23 protein-coding genes are annotated in these 23318 nt (G+C 49.7%); 14 read left to right on the top strand and 9 right to left on the bottom strand.

The genetic code is table 11. The features are described 5' to 3' along the window. Window positions 1-362 precede the first annotated feature (362 nt). The gene (locus BZG81_RS13645) at window positions 363-752 is read right to left on the bottom strand and encodes a nitrous oxide-stimulated promoter family protein (protein ID WP_077660828.1); all 390 of its coding nucleotides are present in this window, start codon (window positions 750-752) and stop codon (window positions 363-365) included. 120 nt (window positions 753-872) lie between these two features. Continuing rightward, window positions 873-2060, bottom strand: a complete 1188-nt coding sequence (locus BZG81_RS13640; RefSeq protein ID WP_077677633.1) for an NnrS family protein — start codon at window positions 2058-2060, stop codon at window positions 873-875. A gap of 306 nt (window positions 2061-2366) precedes the next feature. Here BZG81_RS13640 and BZG81_RS15870 point away from each other — a divergent pair, with 306 nt between their 5' ends. From BZG81_RS15870 to BZG81_RS13630, 3 genes are all read left to right on the top strand, one after another. Further along, window positions 2367-2498 carry a hypothetical protein gene (locus BZG81_RS15870; RefSeq protein ID WP_021023439.1) on the top strand — a complete coding sequence of 44 codons (132 nt, stop codon included), beginning with the start codon at window positions 2367-2369 and terminating at the stop codon, window positions 2496-2498. A 113-nt stretch (window positions 2499-2611) separates the two neighbouring features. Beyond that, window positions 2612-2812 (top strand): hypothetical protein, encoded by a 201-nt coding sequence (locus BZG81_RS13635; RefSeq protein WP_021023438.1) that lies wholly within the window; start codon window positions 2612-2614, stop codon window positions 2810-2812. 130 nt (window positions 2813-2942) lie between these two features. Next, window positions 2943-4106, top strand: coding sequence for a DEAD/DEAH box helicase (locus tag BZG81_RS13630; RefSeq protein ID WP_077677642.1), 1164 nt, complete (start codon window positions 2943-2945; stop codon window positions 4104-4106). Window positions 4107-4173: 67 nt separating this feature from the next. Here the strand turns inward: BZG81_RS13630 and BZG81_RS13625 are convergent, their stop codons facing one another. Continuing rightward, window positions 4174-4800, bottom strand: coding sequence for a DsbA family protein (locus tag BZG81_RS13625; protein ID WP_077677632.1), 627 nt, complete (start codon window positions 4798-4800; stop codon window positions 4174-4176). Beyond that, on the bottom strand, window positions 4794-5663 hold the full coding sequence (locus tag BZG81_RS13620) for an MBL fold metallo-hydrolase (protein ID WP_077677631.1): 870 nt from the start codon (window positions 5661-5663) through the stop codon (window positions 4794-4796). Before BZG81_RS13620 ends, BZG81_RS13625 begins: the two co-directional genes overlap by 7 nt. Before the next feature lie 168 nt (window positions 5664-5831). On the opposite strand from BZG81_RS13620, the gene BZG81_RS13615 reads away from it, so the two are divergent. Next, on the top strand, window positions 5832-6734 hold the full coding sequence (locus BZG81_RS13615; RefSeq protein WP_077677630.1) for a LysR family transcriptional regulator: 903 nt from the start codon (window positions 5832-5834) through the stop codon (window positions 6732-6734). A gap of 55 nt (window positions 6735-6789) precedes the next feature. Here the strand turns inward: BZG81_RS13615 and BZG81_RS13610 are convergent, their stop codons facing one another. Together BZG81_RS13610 and BZG81_RS13605 are read right to left on the bottom strand one after the other, a co-directional pair. Beyond that, window positions 6790-7269: a YaiI/YqxD family protein gene (locus tag BZG81_RS13610; protein WP_021023434.1), complete on the bottom strand. Its 480-nt coding sequence runs from the start codon at window positions 7267-7269 to the stop codon at window positions 6790-6792. Between the two features lie 112 nt (window positions 7270-7381). Further along, window positions 7382-8068, bottom strand: a complete 687-nt coding sequence (locus BZG81_RS13605) for a type 1 glutamine amidotransferase domain-containing protein (protein WP_077460678.1) — start codon at window positions 8066-8068, stop codon at window positions 7382-7384. Window positions 8069-8341: 273 nt separating this feature from the next. On the opposite strand from BZG81_RS13605, the gene BZG81_RS13600 reads away from it, so the two are divergent. The 6 genes from BZG81_RS13600 to BZG81_RS13575 all read left to right on the top strand — a co-directional run bounded on the left by BZG81_RS13600 (window position 8342) and on the right by BZG81_RS13575 (window position 15347). Continuing rightward, the gene (locus BZG81_RS13600; RefSeq protein ID WP_077677629.1) at window positions 8342-8884 is read left to right on the top strand and encodes a copper resistance protein NlpE; all 543 of its coding nucleotides are present in this window, start codon (window positions 8342-8344) and stop codon (window positions 8882-8884) included. Between the two features lie 454 nt (window positions 8885-9338). Next, the gene (locus BZG81_RS13595; RefSeq protein WP_021023431.1) at window positions 9339-10526 is read left to right on the top strand and encodes a M24 family metallopeptidase; all 1188 of its coding nucleotides are present in this window, start codon (window positions 9339-9341) and stop codon (window positions 10524-10526) included. Between the two features lie 177 nt (window positions 10527-10703). After that, the gene (doeB, locus tag BZG81_RS13590; RefSeq protein WP_077677628.1) at window positions 10704-11699 is read left to right on the top strand and encodes a N(2)-acetyl-L-2,4-diaminobutanoate deacetylase DoeB; all 996 of its coding nucleotides are present in this window, start codon (window positions 10704-10706) and stop codon (window positions 11697-11699) included. Between the two features lie 10 nt (window positions 11700-11709). Beyond that, window positions 11710-12198 (top strand): Lrp/AsnC family transcriptional regulator, encoded by a 489-nt coding sequence (locus BZG81_RS13585; RefSeq protein WP_021023429.1) that lies wholly within the window; start codon window positions 11710-11712, stop codon window positions 12196-12198. A 153-nt stretch (window positions 12199-12351) separates the two neighbouring features. Then, on the top strand, window positions 12352-13911 hold the full coding sequence (locus tag BZG81_RS13580; protein WP_077677627.1) for an NAD-dependent succinate-semialdehyde dehydrogenase: 1560 nt from the start codon (window positions 12352-12354) through the stop codon (window positions 13909-13911). Between the two features lie 32 nt (window positions 13912-13943). After that, window positions 13944-15347: an aspartate aminotransferase family protein gene (locus BZG81_RS13575; protein WP_077677626.1), complete on the top strand. Its 1404-nt coding sequence runs from the start codon at window positions 13944-13946 to the stop codon at window positions 15345-15347. A gap of 75 nt (window positions 15348-15422) precedes the next feature. Here the strand turns inward: BZG81_RS13575 and BZG81_RS13570 are convergent, their stop codons facing one another. The 3 genes from BZG81_RS13570 to BZG81_RS13560 form a co-directional block, all read right to left on the bottom strand. Next, window positions 15423-16967, bottom strand: coding sequence for a BCCT family transporter (locus BZG81_RS13570; RefSeq protein ID WP_021023426.1), 1545 nt, complete (start codon window positions 16965-16967; stop codon window positions 15423-15425). Between the two features lie 186 nt (window positions 16968-17153). Beyond that, window positions 17154-17585, bottom strand: a complete 432-nt coding sequence (locus BZG81_RS13565; protein ID WP_077460673.1) for a hypothetical protein — start codon at window positions 17583-17585, stop codon at window positions 17154-17156. A gap of 119 nt (window positions 17586-17704) precedes the next feature. Further along, window positions 17705-18004: a DUF6916 family protein gene (locus tag BZG81_RS13560; RefSeq protein WP_021023424.1), complete on the bottom strand. Its 300-nt coding sequence runs from the start codon at window positions 18002-18004 to the stop codon at window positions 17705-17707. A gap of 228 nt (window positions 18005-18232) precedes the next feature. Between BZG81_RS13560 and BZG81_RS13555 the strand changes: the two genes are divergently transcribed. The 4 genes from BZG81_RS13555 to BZG81_RS13540 all read left to right on the top strand — a co-directional run. Further along, a complete protein-coding gene (locus BZG81_RS13555; protein ID WP_101494592.1) occupies window positions 18233-18838 on the top strand; it encodes a TetR/AcrR family transcriptional regulator in 606 nt (201 codons plus the stop codon). 200 nt (window positions 18839-19038) lie between these two features. Then, window positions 19039-20196 (top strand): iron-containing alcohol dehydrogenase, encoded by a 1158-nt coding sequence (locus tag BZG81_RS13550; protein WP_021023422.1) that lies wholly within the window; start codon window positions 19039-19041, stop codon window positions 20194-20196. A gap of 28 nt (window positions 20197-20224) precedes the next feature. Further along, window positions 20225-21247, top strand: a complete 1023-nt coding sequence (locus BZG81_RS13545) for an NADP-dependent oxidoreductase (protein ID WP_021023421.1) — start codon at window positions 20225-20227, stop codon at window positions 21245-21247. 248 nt (window positions 21248-21495) lie between these two features. Then, window positions 21496-23318, top strand: a 1823-nt coding sequence (locus tag BZG81_RS13540; RefSeq protein WP_131826437.1) for a sensor histidine kinase, incomplete at its 3' end; no start/stop codon positions are given.

Raw genomic sequence — 23318 nt, 5'->3', positions numbered from 1 at the left:
TTCGATACCTAATACATTTCGCGCGATCCGTCAGAGACCTGCACTGCGCCCATCTAGTCGCTGATTGAGAGCTAAAGGCCGATCAGGCTGCAAGGTCATCGGCATGATATTCGTCACCAAGGCATTCAAGGATTCGCACGACCTGGCTGAATCGAATTTTTCATCAGCCTTTCGTGAACCCCTTTAGGGATGTGAAGCAGCAGCTGCTTTGAGGCACCCGCCTCAACCTTTCTTGCCAACCAGGAAGTACGGAGAGAACGAAGCTTGTACAGGTGTTCGTAAAACATCGGATACACCACTTAATCCCGGTATCCATCACAAGTCCATAAGTCAACGCTCTACTGAGTTTACTTGATGTATTTTTAGTTGCCCGATTTTTGCTTTTCCAGTCGTTTGTGACGGTTAGAATTCTTAGGGATTAGATACGGTGGAACCGCTTTGCGCTCATGGTATAAGTGTCTAAGCGCAAGGATCGGGTGAGACAGTAACATTCTTGGACCAGCGTACCGCATGACCGTCTTCATCTCTTGCTTTTCTGCCTTCTTATAGCAGTGGATAGGACAACGATTGCAAGTCGGTTTGTCTTGACCATAAGGGCAACGATCCAACTTCACTTCTGCATAGTCTCTCAAATGTTGGCACGCTGAACAGAGCGACTTGCCCTGATGATGATCACGACAATAGATTTGTATCATGCATGAAACGGTTTTAAATTCTATTATAAGCTCACCGGTTAACCACTTTGAATCCATACCTTACACCTATAAAATAGTAGCAATAATAGCGGTAAGGCATAAGAAGGATGGTAACAGTAATAGCCTGCATTAAACCCTACTCCAAGCTTACCTTTTATTAATAATAATGTGATAAGACTACCCCGCCGCGCCATCTGTGCGTGCTTGACTCAGCATGGGGCCAAATCGCACCGCAAACCAGCCATAGCTTATCGTCCAAAGCAGTGCTGATGCAGCGACCAGCTCTAGGGTATAAACTGGCCAAAACCACATGCCAAACACACGCACTAATGCTGAAATCAACAAAGCATAAAACAACCAAGAAACAGCGGGGCCCTGATAAACATTACGCCCAGTATGCCCAAGCGTGACTCGTGCAATCATGGCCAGGATCACCCCACCTAAAGTGCCTATCGCAAAAAGATGCCAAATGAGGTTTGATGCCCAAGGGTTCATCACCAACGCTTTTAATATCAATCCAAGTGGTAAAAAGACATAAAATAGATGAAGCGAAAACAGCATCGGCACCTTGTATGCTTTCCAGCCTTGCCAGCGATAGAGCCGAACACATTGAGCAATACCCGCTGTGAGCAGCAACCCACGCGCGACTATGTTATCAGTGCCGGACACCAAAGTGACGCCAATCAATAGCACAAACAGAGCGATAATCGCTCGCTCTAGCCACACAGGTGTGCTGGACACCTGTATACCCAACTTCTTCTCCGTAAAAAACGGGATCACACGGCCACCCATTACGCTAATAAGCAGCATGAACCACAACAAGGTACTGTGCCAAACTTGATTAATAGGTAGTGAGACCTCCCCTAGCTGTACGCCGTAAGACAATGCGTTAAGTAAGGCCGCCACCGCTAAAATAGGAATAAATAGGTAATTGCGCTGACGCTTAGTCACTACCACGCGATAACCCAACGACCATGCCACGCAGGCCATAAACAGGGTATCAAGTACAAGGCTCGCCCAAATCGGGACATCCACCCAGAAGCTCAACCGCGCCAACAGCCATAATGAAAAAATGGCGAAAAGCTTCAGTCCTCGGGTTCCGGGCACACCCGTCCAGTTTTGCACCGCCGTCATTAAGAACCCACCGACAATTGCCATCGAAAAGCCAAACAGCATCTCATGAGCGTGCCACCACAGGGAGGGTACGCTCAGCGAAAAAAGGTTAGGATTAGTATAAAGCCCTGCCCAAACGGTAATGACAATGCACGAATAGAGCGCTCCAAAGAGAAAAAACGGCCGAAAACCAAGTCGAAATAGGGGTGGGATCCGATCCTCTTTTTGTTTATCCGTAACGTTTAACAACATAACCAAGCACTCCGTGAGTCAATCAGTTTCTCACCCTAGCACAAAAGAATGCTTCTCAATTGATGTCAAACAAGTCTAAAACAATTTAATGTGCCACAAAAAGTAGGGTTGTTTTGATGATTTATCGACCAAGCTACACATAAGTAACCCAAAGGGCTGGACGTCACCGGTGATAACCACAACAATTTGCTCATCACCTACCCGCGCAATATTTAAGCGGTACAGATACAGATTAAGGAGGTCCATGACCAACCCATCTAGCACAAAATTTGCGGTTCTCGGTGCCGCTCTGAATGGGATGAAGAAGTGATCGAGGACACCGGTCTACAAGCGGCGTATGACCACCAACTGCATGATGATGAGGGCGAGCCCTATCGCGGGATAGAAATAGAAGAAAAGACCAAAACAGCCGAAGCAGAGCGCATAGATGAAAACTAATTACAAAAATGTCATTTAGCACAGATATAAAGTTTAAACTTGATCACAGTTCAAACACAAACTACGCTTTTTACATACTGATATGTAATTTAGTTACACATAAGGAGCGTGTTATGTTATCAGCCATTAAGGAACTGTTTACCCCTCACAAAGACTATGCAGGTCGACACATTGATGCTGTTATCGACCGGTTAGCGGCGCAAACAGGGACAGAAGCCCATGCTTGGTCTTATCTCCGAGAGCAAGCTGTGTATGAGAATACATTAAACGGCATGCGTATTTACCCGCATGAGCTGAGAAAGTACGCGGCTTAAAACAGACTGCACTCAGGACACCAGCAGATTTTACGTCGTGTGGATGTGGGGTTCGTGCTAGACTCCACGCCATTCAGTGTCTCCACCCTTTTTATGGGTGGGCGCGCGTTCATTGTTTGTTGAGTTTGCCATGCCATTTAAAAAACTGGGGTTAAGCGCCCCGCTTTGCCAAGCCATTGCCCAACGCGGCTATACCATCCCCACGCCAATTCAAGCCAAAGCCATTCCGATCATCCAACAAGGCCATGATCTGATTGCCGCTGCGCAAACAGGTACCGGGAAAACCTCAAGTTTTATCTGGCCCATTATCGATAAGTTGTGTGCCGGTGAAGCGGGACGCAAAAAGCGCGCTCGCGCATTGGTGATTGCTCCAACAAGAGAGTTGGCCTTGCAAGTCGCCGAAAGCGCCCGCCAAGATACGCAGTTTACCGCGCTTAAAACCTTAGCGATGGTTGGCGGCATGGACGAGCAGGCACAAAAGCAAGCCTTGATCGAGGGCGTCGACATTTTGGTCGCCACGCCAGGGCGCCTGCGCGATTTACTCAGCCAACGTGCCGTCTATCTAGATGAAGTAGAAGTGCTGGTGCTGGATGAAGCCGATCGTATGCTCGATATGGGCTTTATTGATGCAATTCAAAACATTCTCGACCGCTTACCGGCAAGCACGCAATGCCTGCTGTTTTCTGCCACCTTGTCTAATAAAGTGCGTGATCTGGCCAAAGCAACCATTGGTGATGAAGGCAAAGAAATCAGTATTGCTGCACGAGATGCCTCGAAAGAAAATATTACTCAGTGGTGCATTCCGGTCGATAAAGATAAGAAATCCGCTCTGCTTAGCCATTTGATTAAAGAAAATGGCTGGACGCAGGCGTTAATTTTTATCGAAACCAAACACGGCGCCGCCAAACTCGCCACCCAGTTGGAAAAACGGTGCATTGCCGCTGAAGCGTTTCACAGTGGACGCAGCCAAGCCGTGCGGACTCAATTGCTGGAAGACTTTAAAAACGGTGACATCCAATTTTTAATTGCCACCGGTGTCGCTGCTCGTGGCATTGATATTGAGTCGCTTGAGCGCGTAGTCAATTACGATCTACCCTTCCCAGCCGACGAGTACGTACACCGGATTGGTCGTACCGGCCGGGCCAGTGCTCAAGGCGAAGCGATTTCATTGGTCTCAAAAGACAACACCAAAAACTTGCGCATGATTGAAGCACGTCTCGGGCACCCACTTGAACGTCGCATCATCGAAGGCTTTGAGCCTAAAAAGCCGGTGCCGCTGACTGCACCCAAATAATTGGTACGCATACAATGATTGCAATAAAAACGGCGAGCCTGGTGCTCGCCGTTTTCGTTTGTTTGCTTTATGTCTGAGTTAGCGTTTGCCAGAGTACCTGCCAAGCGTCTGGGCGCCGATAGTACTGGCTCACTGTGATGGCTTGCCATTGGCCGTTTTGCTCCACCAGCATGGATGGAAAACCGCGCAAGCCATGCGCTGCCATCAATTGACGGGTTTGATTCACCGCGGGCATCACGTCATTTTCGGCGCGATTCATCGCCTGTTGCCAAGCCTCTGCCTCTATCCTCATCTCACTGGCAAGCTCTGCCAGCGTGTCAGCATCATAGACGGAGCGACCTTGCTGATAATGGCCACGCTGGATGCGTTTCAGCATCTCTGCGCCCTGACTATCAAGTTGCTGAGCAGCGAGAATAGCTTGCGCGGTAATAAAGGAGTCCAAAATTACCGGCTGGTCGCTTGCTACGCGGTCAAGATAGGCTTGACCAAATGTCTGTCCGGTTTGATCGGCAATGGTTTGATCTGCCTTCAAAATGTGTTGACGAAAGCTGTCTTCAATCGGCGCACGCTCACGCATACCACCTGGATGAAGCTGCAAGTTAATCTCAGGGTTGTTACTCAGGCTTTCAATCAAGGTGGCGGCGCCGAAGCACCAGCCACACATTGGGTCAAATATATAGTGGACGTTTACCATTCCATCTCTCCCATGTGCACTTTCGCACCAATTTCCAAAGCCATCGGCAAACCCGCTTTCGGATATTTCGCTTGCATGGTTTTAATCAGCTCAGCACTGTCTTTGCTGTTGGCTTTCGCCTCGGCAAAGTCTTGCAAATACTGCTGGGCAAAGGTAATAGTGTCAGCGTTTAGTGCCGTGCCTGCTTTCATATGGCCTGGGATCACCATTTCAGGTTTCAGTGCTGCCATTTCTTGTAGTTGTGCGGCCCAACCTTCACGTGCGTGATCAGATTGTGCGTCTGCCATCCACAGGTGAACATTGCCATACACGGCGACGTTACCCAGGATCGCCTTGTTGGCTGGGATCCAAAGATACGGACGGTGAGCCAACTCGCCTTTCGCGCCGCGAATTTCAATCTTACGGCCGTCCAGTGTCAATGATGAACGGGTATAAGCTGCGGGCACCACGGGATTTTGCGGGGCATTGTCACCCATTTTTGGGGTCCAAAATGCCATTTTTCCGTCTAGTTGTTCTGCAATGGTGGCGCGCACAGCCGGTGTGGTGATCACTCTTGCGTCAGGGAACATGCCGTGCAGCACTTCCGCACCAAAGTAGTAATCTGGGTCGGCTTGGCTAATAAAGATAGTGGTCAGCGCTTTCCCAGAGTCCAGTACCTTAGCGGCAATACGTAGCGCATCTGCTTTAGTAAAGCCAGTATCAACCACCATGGCTTCGGTTTCGCCGTACACCAAGGTTGAGTTTACGTGGAAGCTATTACCATCCGCGTTATACACGTCTAGGTTCAAGGGTTCAGCATTATTTGCTGCCATTGCGCTACCGGTCAGTAATAAAGAGGCGGCTAGGGTTTTTATCAATTTCATCGTCGTGCTCCGTTGTTTTGCATTCGGTGTTAAGATGCTGTGCAGTTTACGGGCTCGACTTGTTCAGATATATAGCTAATAATTTACATCATTATTTCATAATTCGAGCATGTAAACGGATCGTACCGTGTTACGAACGGCTAGCTCTTAAGCAAAGATGAGATTGACATGGACACACTGACTGCCGCTCGCGTATTGATTGATGTTGCCCTTACACAAAGTTTTACCGCCACGGCCGAGCGTCTTGAGATGTCGCGCCCCATGGTGACTCGCCATGTCGAAGCGCTAGAAGACTGGTTAGGCGTGCGCTTATTACAGCGCACTACGCGCAAAGTATCGTTAACCTCCGCCGGCGAACAAAGCTTGCCACAACTGGAACAATGGGTTGAGCAAGCCAATGTCCTGACACAGCAATGGCAGCAAGATGCGGGCTTAACTGGCAAAGTGCGGGTGGCGACCAGTATGTCGTTTGGTTTTGCGCAATTAATCCCCGCGGTAAAGCCCTTTATGGCCGCTCACCCCGGCGTCGATGTGGATATTGAAGTACAGGATAAGGCGATCGATTTGATTGCGGAACGGATTGATATTGCCATCCGTATTGCGTCCAACCCCGACCCTTCCTTAATTGGTCGCCCGATCGCCGCGTGTGATTCCGTCTTGGTGGCGGCACCGGATTATTTAGCCGCCCATGCACCAATCCGCTCACCAGACGATCTCACCGCGCATAGCTGTCTCAGTTACAAACAATTTGATCGGCCAATTTGGCATTTAGACAAAGGTGAGGAACACGCCGCAGTTGAGGTGCAAGGTAAGCTGTCTGCCAACGAGGCGACCACCTTACTCAGTGCCGCCATTCAGGGCATGGGCGTGAGCATGCAGCCAGTGTATTTGGCCCATAGTGCCATTGCGCGAGGTCAGCTGGAGGTGGTGCTCCCCGATTGGCAACCCAAAGCGATGGATATCTACGCCTTGTACCCGTCACGTCGCAACCAACCACCGGCGGTGCGCGCATTGCTAGATGCGCTGATTGCCCACTTCGCAGATAGCGAGTGGGCACCGGTTGCTATTTAGCCAGCAGAAAAGTTAAGTGAGAAAAGCTATTTAGTAAGAGAATAAGCGCGCCGGCTTAATCAGACGATTTTGCTTGCGCAGCATGATAACGCTGAGCTTTAACCAGCCATTTATCAAGTTGGTTGGCAAAGGCTTGTTTTTGCTGCGGGCCAAGCGGTGCGGGCCCGCCTGTGTGCACGCCGCTACTACGCATGGTTTCCATAAAATCACGGATATTGAGTCGGGCACGGATGTTTTCTTTGGTGAGCAATTCACCGCGGGTGTTAATTACCGTGACGCCTTTTTCAATCACTTCATCCGCTAAGGGAATATCTTGGGTGATCACCAAATCCCCGGCGACGGCATCGGCAACAATTTGGTTGTCCGCCACATCAAAGCCCTTTTCTACCTGACGTGCGCTGGCATAGGGCGACGGCGGCAAACGAATAAATTGGTTGGCTACAAAGGTGGCTTGAATCTGTGTTCGGTGTGCCGCGCGCACAATCATCTCGCGCATCGCGACCGGACAAGCGTCCGCATCTACCCATATTTGCATGCTGGCTCTCTTAGCTTTTGCGTCAATGCCTGCATTAAACCCCATCATCTTTATAAAAGCCAAAAAAAAGCGCCGACAATTCGGCGCTTTCATCAGGAAAGTATGAGATGACTTACTTTAACAACGCCAATACCGCATTGACGCACGCTTCAGACGATACTGGGTTTTGCCCAGTAACTAGGTTGCCATCGGTGACCACAAATGAGGTAAAATCATCCGCTTTTTCGTACATACCACCGTTTTCTTTGAGCATATCTTCCACTAAGAAAGGAACGACCTCGGTTAAGCCAACAGCGGCTTCTTCGCCATTGGTAAAACCAGTGACTCGCTTGCCCTTTACTAACGGCTCGTCGCGATCTGAACGAGTATGGCGGAACACAGCCGGGCCATGACACACCGCACCGACAGGTTTGCCCTGGTAATAGAAGGTTTCGATCAATTGACGCGAGGTTGGATCTTCCGCCAAGTCCCACAATGGACCATGGCCACCGGGATAGAAAATGGCATCATATTCGTAAGCATTAATATCACTTAGCTTGACGGTATTATTAACCATGTCTTGTAGCTCAGCGTCCCCGTCAAAACGACGTGTTGAATCAGCCTGCGCATCTTCCGCCTCGCTATTCGGATCAATCGGTGCCTTGCCGCCTTTGGGACTGGCGACAACAATGCTTGCGCCGGCATCTTTAAACGCGTAATAAGGGGTCGTGAACTCTTCAAGCCAAAAGCCTGTCTGGTGACCCGTATCGCCCATGGCATCGTGGGATGTTAGCACCATCAAAATTTTATGTTGTTGCATCATCGCTCCTTCTTGTCACGCGTTTGGATGATATTTCATTCATTTACTCTGTATTGTCATTAGCTAGACTAACAGGCCAAAGAGGTAAACGTAATGGGTACCCGCTTAGATCAATACAATCAATTGACGGTTTATTTACTTTCCTAGTCTAACGCTGACCTAATACTAGCTCAGGAATGACAGCCCAACCTGCGCATTGCCTACAATAGTCTCATCCATTGCAGGCCATCGCCCGCATCGTTTCAGACTTAACATCGATACAATGAGGTCAACATGAAAAAAACATACCTACTCGCCCCTCTCGCACTCGTCGCCGTTTTAGTTGGCTGTGAACAACAAACAAACGACCCTCAAGAGGGAAAGTCGCAAGTCGAATCTAGCGTAGAAAACGCCCAAACTGCAGTAAAAGAAGGCACCGAACAAGCATTAGACAGTGCGGAAACGGCTATCGACAACGCTGAGGATACGGTTTATGAAATGGCCGATCACCACAACGCCAAAACCTCGCTGGACTGGGATGGTACCTACCAAGGCGTGATCCCTTGCGCCGATTGTGAAGGTATTGATACCACACTGACGATTAACCAAGACAATACCTACGTTCTTAGCAAAACTTACTTGGGTAAACAGGGAGAAGCATTCAAGGAAGAAGGTTCTTTTTCCTGGGATCAAACAGGCAGCGTTGTGGTTCTTGAAGGCTTAACTGATAGCCCGAATCAATTCTTCGTGGCCGAAAACCAAGTTATTATGCAAGACATGAATGGCGAGACCATCAACGGCGATCTCGCTGATATGTACAAATTGAAAAAGCAGTAATTTACCGAGGGCCTTATCGCTCACAACAAGCGGTAGGGCGTATTTTTTCTCCTTTAGCCCTAGAATGACGCGCTCCCGCTGTTTTTTCTATCTTAATGCCGCGATTCACTCTCTTTTCTCCCCCACTGTTCGCACAATTTGTCACTTTAAGTGACAAATTTGTTGCCAATAAAACTTGACGATATTTCACTCTATGGTTTAACACTTAAATGGAGGCGAAACAAAATCTTATCCGGTTGGTGGTAAAAGCTCATATAAGAGAGCTGGACGCGGCAACCTGACACTACCTAGATTAGGACTGCGCACCAAACGAAAGCCTTCTCCGTTTGTTCGATAACGTGACCGAAAAACGGCACCTTTCTGCACCGGTAATCGTGCTTGATCCAAGTTCAATTACCGGTCAGTAGTACGTTTTATAAGCACCACCGTCGTGGGATTGAACAGGAGTCAGCGTATGAGCGACGTTGTATTGAAGTTTTCATACGAAGAATACAGCGCCCGTTTAGCCAAGGTCCGCTATGCCATGGAAGAGAACGATATCGATACCTTGCTGGTACACGATCCATCGAATATGGCGTGGCTGACAGGCTATGATGGCTGGTCTTTTTATGTGCCCCAGTGTGTCGTGATTGGTTCGACCGGCGATCCGTTATGGTTTGGTCGTATCCAAGACGCCAATGGTGCGCTGCGGACTGTTTATATGAGCGCTGAATGCATCACCTATTACCCTGACCACTATGTCATGAATCCACCGCTCCACCCTATGGAGTACCTTTGCAATTATGTCCTGGCAGAAAACTACTGGGATCGCGGCCGGATTGGGGTAGAAAAAGATAATTATTACTTCAGTGCCACCGCGTTCGAATCTCTCAAAGAAAATCTACCGATGGCAACCCTGGTGGACACCACTGGGCTAGTTAACTGGTGTCGCGCGGTCAAATCTAATCAAGAACTCACGTATATGCACACCGCTGCACGTATTGTGGAGAATATGCATCGCGTGGCCTTTGAGATGATAGAACCCGGCTTGCCCAAACATTTATTGGTAGCCGAAATCAATAAACACGCGGTCGTTGGTCATGATGGTCACTTTGGCGATTACGCTGCCATTGTGCCTATGTTGCCATCTGGCGGCGATGCGGCAGCGCCCCACTTAACCTGGGATGACCGCCCATTTAAGCGTGGTGAGGGGACATTTTTTGAAATCGCTGGCGTGCATCGTCGCTATCACTGCCCGTTGTCACGCACTATCTTTTTGGGTGAACCTGGCGATGAGTTCAAACGCGCCGATGAAGCGCTACAAGCAGGACTTGAAGCTGGTCTCGCGGTTGCCAAACCGGGTAATACCTGTGGCGACATTGCCAATGCCCTTAACGACGCGCTATTGCGGTACGGGTTCGATCGTGAAGGGGCGCGCTGTGGCTATCCTATCGGGCTAAGTTATCCCCCTGACTGGGGCGAGCGCACCATGAGCTTGCGCCCGAGCGATCAAACGATCCTGCGCGAAGGCATGACCTTCCACTTCATGCCTGGGCTTTGGATGAAAGATTGGGGTATAGAAACGACCGAGAGCATCATTATCACTCAAGAAGGGGCACAAACCTTGTGTGACTTGCCACGGCAGCTATTTGTAAAACATTAGTTGTAAAACACTGGCGTTTCGTGGATAGGTGCTACACTCATAACATCATGATTTAAAATCACTCTTATAGGCTTGGCACCTAGGCCGCTAACGGTGAAAAACGTCAATACATACCAAAAGCGGTCGCCACGTCCAAGACTACAGCGAGAGTGAGAACGGTTATAGCAAGGAGCAGTTATGGAGCCAACAGCCATTGAAGCCACAGTCGATTTTCACGCAGACGGTGTACAACATGGATTTCTCAAACTGCCCCATTCCCACGATCAATCCGCTTGGGGCTGTGTGACGATTCCCATTACCGTGATTAAAAATGGTGAAGGTAAAACCGCGTTGCTCACTGGCGGCAACCACGGGGATGAGTATGAAGGTATTACAGCATTACTCAATACATGCCATCAGCTTATACCAAGCAACATTAAAGGTCGGGTGATTATTTTACCCATGATGAATGCCCCTGCGGTAACAGCAGGCACACGCACATCACCTTGGGACCAAGGCAACATGAACCGTGCCTTCCCAGGCTCCCCGACCGGCAGTGTCACCGAGCAAATTGCGGACTATTTTACCCGTTATTTGATCCCGCAATGTGATACCGCCTTAGATATTCACTCAGGCGGTAAAACCTTAGATCTTATTCCCTATGCCGCCTCACATCGGTTAGAAAACCTGCAACAAGCCGATGCCTGTGCTGAGGGGGCTCGCCTATTTGGGGCGCCGTATCAAGTGCAAACCACCGAAATGGACGCCACCAGCATGTACGACACTGCCGTCGAACAACAAGGCAAAGTGTTTGTCACCACCGAGCTGGGTGGCGGCGGCACCAGTACCCCTGAATCGATCGCGATTACCCAACGCGGCATTCATAATTTTTTAGTGTTTTCAGGTATTTTACAAGACGACTATCGCCATCCACCGGCTACGCCCGTCAAGCTCGAACTACCCGATAAACACTGCTATGTACAAAGTGAGCATGCCGGCATTATTGAGTTCTGTGTACACTTGGGCGATACCATCAAGCAAGGGGATTTGATTGGTAAAGTGCATAATATCGAGCGTACTGGCACCGAACCCGTTCCCTACTATGCCGAACGCGAWGGCATTTTACTGGCCAAACGCCATCTCGGGCGGATTTATATCGGTGATACCTTTGCAGTCATTGCCGAACCTGTATGACGGAGGTGAGATGAAGCTCGATAAATTTGATATCAAAATCCTACACATTTTGCAGCAAGATGGGCGCATCACCAAGTCGAACCTCGCGCACGCCATCAACCTATCCGTAAGCCCTTGTTGGGAAAGAGTAAAACGGCTCGAGCAAGCGGGCGTCATTGAAGGCTACGGCGCGCGTATTAACCCTGATGCCGTGATCAAGCTCAATACCGTATTAGTTGAAATCACTCTCGGCCAACATGATGTGCAGAGCTTTCAACGCTTTGAACGCGCCATGCAAGCTTGTGACGATGTCAAAGAATGCTGGGCCACAGGCGGCGGGATTGACTATATCGTTCGGCTTGGCGTCACCGATATCGACTACTATCAACGCTTGATTGACCGGTGGCTTACTGATGATCTTGGTATTAAACAGTACTACACCTATATCGTCACCAAACAAGTGAAACGTCCCGCCCTCACGCTCCCGCTCGAGGCTCCTGACACCGCCGCGAATGGATAAGCCTGCAGAAAGTTTTATTCGGTAAAAGGTAGGGTTCAGAAAAAAACACCGTTTTATCGTCGTCTAACAAAAAACCTCTTTTCGATAAGTTGCATACAGTAAGAGTAAGCAAACGCTGATAGGCAGCGTGGCGATTTTGTCAGAGGAGGGAGTATGACCGTATTCCAATCACGTGATCTTCACTACACAGGATCAGCGGCCAATACACTACGTCACGATGCGACCGGTAAAGCAAGCACCGATGTGCTCGCGTATCTTGACGATCAGCGCCTATTTCGGCAACTGGCGTATTGCAATGGCAAATGGGTCAATGGCGAGTCCGATACGCCAGTTTTAAACCCCGCAACCGGCGAAGTGTTGGGCTACACCGCTGCCTTGAGTGCCGCACAAGTGAACCAAACCATTGWTGATGCCGAAGCGGCTTTTCACCTGTGGCGCGCCGAGTCAGCTGAGACACGGGCAAAACGGCTAATGCGGTGGCACGATCTGATCATGGAAAATCAACACGATCTTGCTCACCTCATGGTGCTCGAACAAGGCAAAACCTTGCGCGATGCCGAGGGCGAGGTGGAGTACGGGGCCTCATTCATTCACTGGTTTGCTGAAGAGGCTAAGCGGGTATATGGCGACACCATGCCTAGCCACATTCCCAATGCGCACCTAGCGACATTACGTGAACCTATTGGCGTGGCCGCCTTGATCACGCCATGGAATTTTCCCAATGCCATGATCACGCGCAAAGCCGCTGCCGCACTCGCCATTGGCTGCAGCGTGATAGTTAAACCCGCAGAAGAAACGCCCTTCTCTGCACTCGCATTAGCCGAGCTTGCTGAGCGTGCGGGGATCCCTGCCGGCGTGTTTAATATCATTTTAGGCGATCCTCCCATGGTCTCAGCACAATTGTGTCAAAGTGAAAAAGTCAAAGCGCTCAGCTTTACCGGCTCTACCCGTGTTGGCCGGCTACTGCTAGAACAAAGCGCCCAAACCGTAAAAAAATGCGCCATGGAGCTTGGGGGAAATGCGCCCTTTATTGTGCTGCCTGATATGGATATTCAACAAGCCGCGCGCGCCGCTATCGATGCCAAATTCCAAACGTCAGGCCAAGATTGCCTGGCGGCGAATAAAATTTTAGTGCCACGTGACAAACATCAAGCGTTCGTCGATGCCTTTGCCGCACTGATGGATGAACTTGAAGTAGGCAATGGTCTATTGCCAAGCACAGACATTGGCCCATTAATTTCACGCCGTGCGGTCGAGAAAGCGCAATCGCTCGTCGATGATGCCATTGCCAAAGGGGCAACTGTGATGGGCGGAAAATTAAATCCCAACCTGGGTGAGAACTTCTTTGCGCCTACGCTTATCACCAAGGTGACGTCGGAGATGTTGGTCTATCAAGAAGAAACTTTCTGTCCCGTCGCTGCTGTGATTGCCTACGATGACTTAGACGAAGCCATCGCCATGGGCAACAATACCGAATATGGCTTATCAGCGTATGTGTATGGCCATGATATTCGAGATATTTGGCGCTGTCTGCGCGGCTTAGAAGTCGGGATGGTCAGTGTCAATTCAGTGAAAATGACCGGCCACCCGATTCCATTTGGTGGCGTCAAGCAGTCGGGCTTAGGCCGAGAAGGAAGCCGTTACGGCATCGACGAATTTAGTGAAATCAAATACTACTGTTTAGGTGGCCTACCCACGGTAAGCGGCAGTTAATTCAGGTTTGCTGACGGATAAGGAGACTGATCATGCGTCCAGAAACAAAAGCGTTGCTAGAAAAAGACAGAAATACCGTGTTCCATCCCTCTACGCACCTCAAGCAGTATGCGCATGGCGAAATGCCTGGCCGAGTGATCGCGTCAGGTAAAGGGATCCGGATCACCGATTCTGAAGGCGTTGAGCTGATTGACGGCTTCGCGGGCTTGTATTGCGTGAATATCGGCTATGGCCGTGAAGAAATGGCAGAAGCCATCTACGAGCAAGCGAAAAAGCTCGCCTACTATCATACCTATGTTGGCCACACCAATGAGGCCTTGGTAACCTTATCAGACCGCTTAATCAACATCGCGCCTGGTATGAGTAAGGTGTACTACGGTATGTCGGGGAGTGATGCCAATGAAACCCAGCTTAAAATTGTTTGGTATTACAATAACGCCCGCGGTAAACCCGAGAAAAAGAAAATTATCTCACGCGACCGGGGCTACCATGGCTCTAGTGTGGCGTCCGGCTCACTAACCGGCCTGCCTTTGTTCCATGCGCACTTTGATTTACCGATTGAACGCATCAAACACACGATGGCGCCCTACTACTATCGCCGTGAAGACAGTGGTATGACAGAGCCAGAGTTCGCACAACACTGCGCGGATGAACTGGAAAAAATGATCTTGGCTGAAGGCCCCGATACCGTCGCCGCCATGATTGCCGAACCTGTACTCGGCACCGGTGGTATCGTACCGCCCCCCGAGGGCTACTGGGCGGCCATTCGTAAAGTGCTGGATAAATATGACGTACTGCTGATCGCCGATGAAGTGGTGTGTGGCTTTGGCCGAATTGGCAGTGATTTTGGATCGATTTATTACGACATGAAACCCGATCTTATCACAGTCGCCAAAGGGCTAACGTCTGCGTATCAGCCACTGTCTGGGGTTATGGTTGGGCATCGCGTCTGGGAGGTGCTTGAAGATGGTACCGATACGTGGGGCGCCATTGGTCATGGCTATACCTACTCTGGGCATCCATTGGGCGCCGCGGCAGCACTGTGTAATCTTGATATCATTGAGCGCGAGAATCTGACTCAAAACGCCGCAACCACGGGCGAATATCTGCAAATGAAAATGAAAGCCGCCTTTGCCGATCACCCATTAATTGGCGATAGCCGCGGAGTGGGATTACTGCATGCGCTGGAGTTCTCGCCTGACCGCGCCCATCGCAGTCACTTTGATCCCAGCCTAAAAGTGGGGCCACAAGTGGCGGCTGCGTGTTTAGAGCAAGGGCTAATTGCGCGTGCGATGCCACATGGCGATATTCTCGGCTTTGCGCCCCCACTGGTGGTGACGCCCAATGAAGTGGACGATATCGTCGCAAAAGCCAAAGTGGCGGTCGATAAGGTAATGGATAAACTGGTCACCAGCGGGCAGTGGCAACCTAAATAGCACCTCCCGAGGAAGGCCAGATATAAAAAAAGCGCCGACATTCGGCGCTTTTTCTTTAAGCTATGTATGACGCCATTAATTGGCCGTCGCAGGCTCTAGCGCCAGGTTCGCTTCTTTTTCTTTTTGCATCCGCATCACGGCTATTGGGCCGGTGATAAAGGTAAATGCAATCAAGAAAGACACAGGCACTGCAGTGATCACAATGAACGACTGGAGCGCGTTCAAACCACCGTCTCCGGCGAGCAGAAGCACACCAGCGACCACGCCCATCACAATCGCCCAGAACAGGCGATGTTTACGGGTTGGTTGGTTATCACCAGACACAGCCATCGCAATCGAATACGCCATTGAATCGCCAGTGGTTGCCACAAACGTCGTGGTAAGCAACATAAACGCTGGGATCAGAATCACGCTGTAAGGCAGCTGTGACAGTGACGCAATCAAAATCGCGGGTAAGCCGGCATCCGCCATGGGACCAGAAATACTACCGGGTGATTGCAACTCATAGAAGATACCGGTACCGCCCAATACTGAGAACCAGAAGTTAGTGGCAATTGGGGCACAAATCGCAACAGCGAAAATTAGCTCACGAATCGAACGGCCTTTAGAAATGCGCGCAATGAAGATAGCCATCATCGGAGCAAAACCAATAAACCAGCCCCAGAAGAACCAGGTCCACCATGCGTTCCAGCCACCATTATCGGTATTCAGTGCGAGAGTATGCATGTTGTTCAGGTAGTAGCTAAAGCCCGAGCCAAATTGCTCAAAGATAAAGCCGGTAGGACCGAGCACGATAACCGCACCAAGTAACACTGCGGCGCCGATAACGTTCATACGGCTCAGCCATTGCAAACCTTTATCCATACCGGTAAACGCAGAGATGGAATAAATAGCCACGACAGCCGCCAAGATCAGCATTTGCATCGGCATGGTATTTTCAATGCCCACAAAGCTTTCCAAGCTATAACCCAACTGGGTTGCTAAGAAGCCAATTGGACCAATGGTTCCGGCAGCTACGGCAATGATCGAACAAGCGTCGATCACAGAGCCAAGCCAGTGATTTTCTAGCTTGTCACCGAGCAAAGGGTACAAGAGTGCACGAGGACGCAAGCGTACGCCTGCCTGGTGGTGCGCATACATCAGTACAATCGTCGCCAAGGTGCCTAATACCGCCCAGGCTAAGAAGCCCCAGTGGAAAAAGCTTTGGCTTAACGCAGGGGCGACGGTCTCCATCACACCCGCTTCCATCTCACCCAGTGCTGGTGGTGGCGTCATGAAGTGATAGATAGGCTCAGCCGCTGACCAAAAGACACCACCGCCGGCAAGCAGGGTACACATGATCATCGCAACCCAACGAAAACGGCTCATTGAGACGGTATCGGTGGCGCCAAGTTTCAATTTACCAAATTTACTGCCGCCAATAGCTAGCGCCAATACGAAATTGATGACCATTAGCCACTGCCACCAATAACCAAAAAGGTTGGCAGACTCAGAGAATAGAGACTGGATCACAGAGGAAAAGTGTTTTAGGTCAAACAGGGCAAAGGCAAGAAATACAGCGACAAAGCCGATAGTAAATACGGCAACAAGTCGGTCGTTATTTTGTGTAGATTTAAGCATTAGTTCGCTCACAAGGTGTGTGAGGGATGGGACTCTATCAGTGTGGCGAATGAATGACCAGAACAAATTGACTCATAGGGATGGAATAGAAACCGTGACAGACATCACTTATTCAGATTTGGCGGGGGCTGAATAGGTTTATGATATTTTTATTAAATGCACAAAAAGCCACCAGCTTGTGACCTATCAAGCTGGTTCTGCGCTTTTTTGTTTTTTCGTCGTCTTACCTGTCTCTAGGATTTTTTTATGCAACACTATCGTCGCGCGATACAGTTTGGGGTGAACTTGTGCATCGCCTCTTTTAGCACGGTTGCAGGTAGAAATCACCGCAGCAGTAATACAAGCCGCCACTTTTAACTGCCCAAGCTGGTAGGCATAGCTAGCGACTTTAACTGCCATAAAGACGGATTGATCGCTGTGCTTATAGTTACGTACCGCGAACTTCTCAAAGCGGAGAAAATCCTTGTGATAACTTTTGAGGATCCGATTGATGTGGCGATCATAGTAATTTTTGTATTTGGCGTAGCTCCCTTTCGGATTACTCGCCACGATGTCTCTCACCCAGACAGACGCTTGCAGCTGTTCTTTTTCAAATAAGCCACTCAGCCAGGCAAACATATAACCTCCCTACTGCTAGCTTAGCCGCTTTATTCTACTTAATTTGCGCGACTAATCTATCAAAAGAAAGTACTAAGTGGTTGAGTGGCGGTTATTTAACCAGCAGTAAGAATGGCTGTTCAGGCTTGGGTATTGATGGTGATGGTATACGTCGCATCACCTACAGGTAGCATATGGAGGATCTGCTCTCCTAACTCTGGATGACTGAGCAAATAATTTCCCTGAGGAAAGCGCGTGTCTTCAGGACCTTTTAATACCAAACTGAAATTCTCGACGTAATGGTCGTTTACTTCATCGCCATGACCAGGATGGGTATCAACACGAACAAGCGTCATAGCATATTCAGTATCTGTTCCGTCAATAAGCGTAATCGACTGATCGATCAACTCACTGACATGCTGACAAGATAGTACATTCATCGGCCCTCCCGCGTTCCGTTACTGCGTATTTACGCCTTTTCTCTCTCACCATCAAGATTAGAAGAGAAATCCGACAATGCACAACAGCTTAGTGCTTTTCGGACTTAAAATACGGGAAATATCACTCAGGCTGGGTGATGTTGCGTTAAATCCCCTTGCTGTATCCCCTGATAAAAAAATCACACACAACACTAGACGACCGGTCTAATCTTCATTATGCTATACCACATGAAATCAAGTAGCACATTAGAACACACCAGCCACAACGCTACCCACCAGCATTTGCTGGATACGGGTGTTAATGTAATGGCGCAGTTTGGCTTTAGTGGTGTGGGTCTTAGCGCAATACTGAAACAAGCCGGCGTCCCGAAAGGGTCGTTTTACCATTATTTTGCTTCAAAAGAGCAATTTGGTCAGGCGGTATTGCAGCACTATTTTTCGCGTTATTTAGCGGAAGTAAACAGTTTGCTGTCAGACACTACGCTGCCGCCTATTACGCGAGTTCATCGCTACTTTACCCTTTGGCAGGCCCAGTACTGCAGTATGGATCCCGTTCAAACTTGCTTGGTCGTTAAGCTAAGCGCTGAGGTGGCAGATCTTTCCGAGCCCATGCGGCTTGCGTTGCGTGATGGCACCGACAAACTGATTGGTAGCTTAGCGAGTGCACTCGCGCTCGACGAAAGCAATTTTAACCATGACAACGCCTTAACCACGGCGACGACGCTTTACCAGCTATGGTTAGGGGCAACACTGTTAACAAAACTGCACCGTAATGACAGCCATCTAGCGCAGGCGATGACCATTACGCAACAAAAACTCGGCTTGGCTGACTAGTATAAAAGTCAAACGAACAAACGCAGCATAAGAGGAACAACGATGAGGTGCTAGTGAGCATTTCATTTCCGGTTTTTTGATAAAACAAGCATTTCAATAAGACCCGCCAAGGCGGGTTTTAAATAAACGCTAACTAGACGACCGGTCTAATCAAACGAGAAGACTGATTGACTGACAACAATGAAAAGGAAGGATGAGCAATGAACAACTTTGAGTTCTACAATCCCACACGTATCGTTTTTGGCGAAGGTAAAATTGCCGAGCTGGATCGGCTCATCCCAGCCGCAGCAAAAGTTTTGGTTCTTTTCGGTGGCCAGAGTGCACGCAAAACCGGCACCTTAGGTGAAGTTGAACAAGCACTTGGCGAGCGTCAATTTGGCCTGTTCAGTGGTATTGAGCCTAACCCACGCTACGACACGCTAATGAAAGCGGTCGAAAAAGTGCGTGAAGAAGGCTACGACTATCTGCTCGCTGTCGGCGGTGGATCAGTGATCGACGGCACCAAATTTGTTGCAGCAGCAGCGAAATACGATGGCGATGCATGGGACATTCTCACCAGCATGGGCAGCAAAATCGAAGCCGCACTGCCATTTGGCACCGTGCTCACCTTGCCTGCTACTGGCTCAGAAATGAACAAGGGCTCGGTAGTCAATCGCGAGTCAATGCAAGCGAAATTGCCGTTTATGAGCGAATTGGTGTTTCCACAATTCTCAGTGTTGGATCCGGTAAAAACCTATACCTTACCTATCCGTCAAGTCGGCAACGGTGCCGTTGATGCGTTTGTTCACGTGGTTGAGCAATACCTCACTTATCCAGCTAACGCGCCGGTACAAGACAGATTCGCCGAAGGCCTGCTACAAACCTTGATCGAGCTTGGCCCACAAGCGCTGGAAACCCCGGAAGATTACAACATCCGTGCCAGCTTGATGTGGACCGCGACTCTCGCGCTGAATGGTTTGATTGGCGTGGGTGTACCACAAGATTGGTCAACCCATATGCTTGGTCACGAGCTGACTGCCCAACATGGTTTGGACCATGCACAAACCCTCGCGGTTGTGTTGCCGGCAATGTTGAATGAGAAGTTTGAGCAAAAACAAGCCAAGCTCGCACAATTTGCTGAGCGTGTCTGGCATATTGAGCAAGGCAGCGAAGCAGAAAAGGCTCAACAAGCGATTGAGAAAACCCGCGATTTCTTTGAGCGCATGAACGTGAAAACACGCATGAGCGACTATGACTTGGACGAAAGCGCGATTGAACCATTGATTGAAAGCTTAACTCAGCACGGCATGACTCAGCTCGGTGAGCACGGCGATGTGACCCCGGATGTTTGCCGCCGCGTGCTGCAAGCCGCGCTTTAATTCCCGTACTGAATAAGGGAGGACACACATGTCATCACCAATGAACCAACGTTTTGTTCTTGCATCGCGCCCCGTAGGGGCGCCTACTGCAGAGAACTTTCGCTTAGAAGAAGTGGATATTCCTGCTCTCGGCAACCATGACGTCTTAATTGAAAACCACCACTTATCTATCGACCCATACATGCGCGGTCGTATGAGTGATGCAAAATCGTACGCCGAGCCGGTGGCAATTGATGGCCTAATGGTCGGTGCCACCGTGGGTAAAGTGCTGGAGTCTAACCATGCCGATTACCAGTCGGGTGATTGGGTACTCGCTTACAAAGGTTGGGAAACGCATTCAGTTGTAAACGGCGATACGCTGATCAAACTCAATCCGGATCTAGCGCCGGTTTCTTACGCGCTCGGCATCTTAGGGATGCCAGGCTTTACCGCTTACATGGGTTTACTGGATATTGGCCAACCCAAAGAAGGTGAAACCCTCGTGGTAGCAGCGGCAACCGGTCCCGTCGGCGCAACTGTAGCGCAAATTGGTAAGCTAAAAGGTTGCCACGTAGTAGCGATTGCCGGTGGCGAAGAAAAATGTCAATACGCACGTGAAAACCTCAACGTTGACGCGTGTATCGACCACAAAGCAGACAACTTTGCCGAGCAACTCGCTGAAGCCTGCCCACAAGGCATTGATATCTACTTTGAAAACGTCGGGGGCAAAGTGTTTGATGGTGTAATGCCACTGCTCAACACCGGTGCTCGCATTCCAGTGTGTGGATTGGTGTCACAGTACAACAACACTGCCTTGCCCGATGGCCCAGATCGCCTCTCACAGTTGATGGGCACCATCTTGGTTAAGCGCTTAACCATCAAAGGTTTTATTATCTTTGATGACTATGCGCACCGCTACCCTGAGTTCGCGCATGATATGGCCAAATGGGTCGGCGAAGGCCAAATTCATTACCGTGAACACGCGGTGGATGGCTTTGAGCAAGCGCCGCAAGCACTGATTGATGTGCTAGAAGGCCGTAACTTCGGCAAGATGGTCGTCAATATCAAATAAAGCTCGCACGCTTTATTTCGCAATACCGAAAACCCTGCCTCCCCTTTAGCGATGGATAGCTAAAGGGGTTTTTATATGCTTTTTACGTGTACTTTTTCACATATGCTTTTTTCTCGCCACATAAATGCACACTAAGGGCTACAATGGTGTGAGATGGCTTAATCATCATTGCTGAGCTTAGATAATACTGGCAGTAATAGGCGATCTGTGCGCACGGCAGCCAGTCGAGAAGAAAGGATGTATCTCCAATGCCCACTCCTACCCCAACAATCCGTCACCAAATCGCTTTCGGTCTCGCGCTTGTTCTCGTCATGGCGCTACTCACAATCTATGCGGTGGTCGAATGGAGAGTAAAGCCCGATTTGATTGACCAGCGACACCAAAAAATCGCCATAAGTCAGCATAGCCTCCTAGACTTGCTCGATGCCAAACTCGGACAGATCGAACTGTTAACCAGTACGATCGCTTTAAAGAGCACCAACCTTCCCAAGGACGAAGCGCTATTCCGCAGCCTCTTTCCCCCGATCTTTAACAATCATGGCGATCCCACGATTGCCGGTGGGGGGATCTGGCCGGAGCCCAATACCTTCACACCGGGCGTAGAACGACATAGTTTTTTTTGGGGCCGCACAGGACCCGATATGGAATACTATGATGATTACAACAACCCTGATGGCAAGGGTTACCACAATGAACACTGGTACTTAGCAGGAAAACAAGCACCTATCGATCGCTGCAGTTGGTCCAATGCCTATATCGACCCGTTTACCAAAGAGCCGATGATTACCTGTACCGTGCCCATGAAAGAAAACGATCGCTTTGTTGGGGTGGCAACGGTCGACATGAGGCTGAGCGGCATTGCCGACATTCTGTCTCGTTATGGCAAAGAAAACGATGGCTATGTGTTCGCCTTGGACGCTGATAACAAAGCAATAAGCTTCCCCGAAACAGCGGTAACATTTAATCCTTATCGAAATACGCTGCGAACGGTTACCGAGTTAGAGCAAGCGCTCCCTTGGCTACAAGAAGCGTTGCAGGCAAGCCAATCTCTCCAAGATAGTCAACTGATCACGATAAAGAACGACGGCGTGCTAAACGAAGCCGCTTACGTTCATATTATTAAATACCCTCAAGCCGATTGGGTGATCGGTCTCGTCGTGCCCAAAAGCAAAATGACAGCGGCTGCCGATAGCATGGGACTGTTCCTGATGTTCGCCATTGGCGGGCTGTTGCTCGTTGTGGGAATTATCGCCGCGATTACCGCTCGCAACCTATTAGGTAAAATTCAACAGACCACCCAGCAAATCTGGGAGCTCATTGAGGGTGAAACCACCCAAGAGTTGGCGATAGGTAAGATGAACGAGGTAGGCGAATTGCGCCAAGCCGTTAACGCGTACGGAGAAAAACTTAAGTCACTACTTAGACGACTCGAAGCGATTCAAGAGGAATTGGTTCAGAATGAAAAGTTGGCATCACTCGGCTCGTTGGTCTCTGGCGTGGCGCATGAGTTGAATACACCCATCGGTAACGCCCGGATGTCTTCCACCTCGATACTCGACACTAAACACGAATTCGTTCACAAACTCGAGCAGCCAATCACCCGTGACGACCTCGATCAGTTTCTCACCCATGTTGAAGACGGGACACGTATTATTGAACGTAATATGTTACGGGCCTCCGAATTAATTCGTGCCTTTAAGCAACTCGCGGTGGATCAAACCAGTGACCACAGACGCGACTTTGAACTACATCTGTTGATGAACGAAGTCCTGCTCTCGATGCGACCGACACTTCAGCGCGCGCCACACCAGCTCGAGGTTGCGATTCCAGAAGGCATTCTGCTCAACAGCTACCCGGGCGCACTCACCCAAACGTTGATCAACTTAATCAATAATGCGTTAATTCATGCGTTTATCGGGCGTGACGCTGGGCACATACACGTCATAGCCACCATGGCGACAACCGAGAGTGTGAGTATCCGCATACACGATGATGGCGCAGGAATGACGCCCGATGTACAAAAACGTATTTTTGATCCCTTTTACACCACCCGACTCGGGCAGGGTGGGTC

The organism is Salinivibrio sp. MA607 (genome assembly GCF_001996245.1).
Lineage (GTDB): Bacteria > Pseudomonadota > Gammaproteobacteria > Enterobacterales > Vibrionaceae > Salinivibrio > Salinivibrio costicola.
This window is presented reverse-complemented; position numbering and strand designations above follow the sequence as displayed.

What these genes read in the sequence shown, in the direction of transcription:
- BZG81_RS13600 (WP_077677629.1), top strand. Translation starts at nt 8,342, where the DNA reads ATGAAAAAAACATACCTACTCGCCCCTCTCGCACTCGTCGCCGTTTTA.
- BZG81_RS13610 (WP_021023434.1), bottom strand. Translation starts at nt 7,269, where the DNA reads ATGCAAATATGGGTAGATGCGGACGCTTGTCCGGTCGCGATGCGCGAG.
- BZG81_RS13595 (WP_021023431.1), top strand. Translation starts at nt 9,339, where the DNA reads ATGAGCGACGTTGTATTGAAGTTTTCATACGAAGAATACAGCGCCCGT.
- BZG81_RS13585 (WP_021023429.1), top strand. Translation starts at nt 11,710, where the DNA reads ATGAAGCTCGATAAATTTGATATCAAAATCCTACACATTTTGCAGCAA.
- BZG81_RS13605 (WP_077460678.1), bottom strand. Translation starts at nt 8,068, where the DNA reads ATGCAACAACATAAAATTTTGATGGTGCTAACATCCCACGATGCCATG.
- BZG81_RS13640 (WP_077677633.1), bottom strand. Translation starts at nt 2,060, where the DNA reads ATGTTGTTAAACGTTACGGATAAACAAAAAGAGGATCGGATCCCACCC.
- BZG81_RS13550 (WP_021023422.1), top strand. Translation starts at nt 19,039, where the DNA reads ATGAACAACTTTGAGTTCTACAATCCCACACGTATCGTTTTTGGCGAA.
- BZG81_RS13565 (WP_077460673.1), bottom strand. Translation starts at nt 17,585, where the DNA reads ATGTTTGCCTGGCTGAGTGGCTTATTTGAAAAAGAACAGCTGCAAGCG.
- BZG81_RS13635 (WP_021023438.1), top strand. Translation starts at nt 2,612, where the DNA reads ATGTTATCAGCCATTAAGGAACTGTTTACCCCTCACAAAGACTATGCA.
- BZG81_RS13620 (WP_077677631.1), bottom strand. Translation starts at nt 5,663, where the DNA reads ATGAAATTGATAAAAACCCTAGCCGCCTCTTTATTACTGACCGGTAGC.
- BZG81_RS13625 (WP_077677632.1), bottom strand. Translation starts at nt 4,800, where the DNA reads ATGGTAAACGTCCACTATATATTTGACCCAATGTGTGGCTGGTGCTTC.
- BZG81_RS13615 (WP_077677630.1), top strand. Translation starts at nt 5,832, where the DNA reads ATGGACACACTGACTGCCGCTCGCGTATTGATTGATGTTGCCCTTACA.
- BZG81_RS13555 (WP_101494592.1), top strand. Translation starts at nt 18,233, where the DNA reads ATGAAATCAAGTAGCACATTAGAACACACCAGCCACAACGCTACCCAC.
- BZG81_RS13545 (WP_021023421.1), top strand. Translation starts at nt 20,225, where the DNA reads ATGTCATCACCAATGAACCAACGTTTTGTTCTTGCATCGCGCCCCGTA.
- BZG81_RS13575 (WP_077677626.1), top strand. Translation starts at nt 13,944, where the DNA reads ATGCGTCCAGAAACAAAAGCGTTGCTAGAAAAAGACAGAAATACCGTG.
- BZG81_RS13630 (WP_077677642.1), top strand. Translation starts at nt 2,943, where the DNA reads ATGCCATTTAAAAAACTGGGGTTAAGCGCCCCGCTTTGCCAAGCCATT.
- BZG81_RS13560 (WP_021023424.1), bottom strand. Translation starts at nt 18,004, where the DNA reads ATGAATGTACTATCTTGTCAGCATGTCAGTGAGTTGATCGATCAGTCG.
- BZG81_RS13570 (WP_021023426.1), bottom strand. Translation starts at nt 16,967, where the DNA reads ATGCTTAAATCTACACAAAATAACGACCGACTTGTTGCCGTATTTACT.
- BZG81_RS13645 (WP_077660828.1), bottom strand. Translation starts at nt 752, where the DNA reads ATGGATTCAAAGTGGTTAACCGGTGAGCTTATAATAGAATTTAAAACC.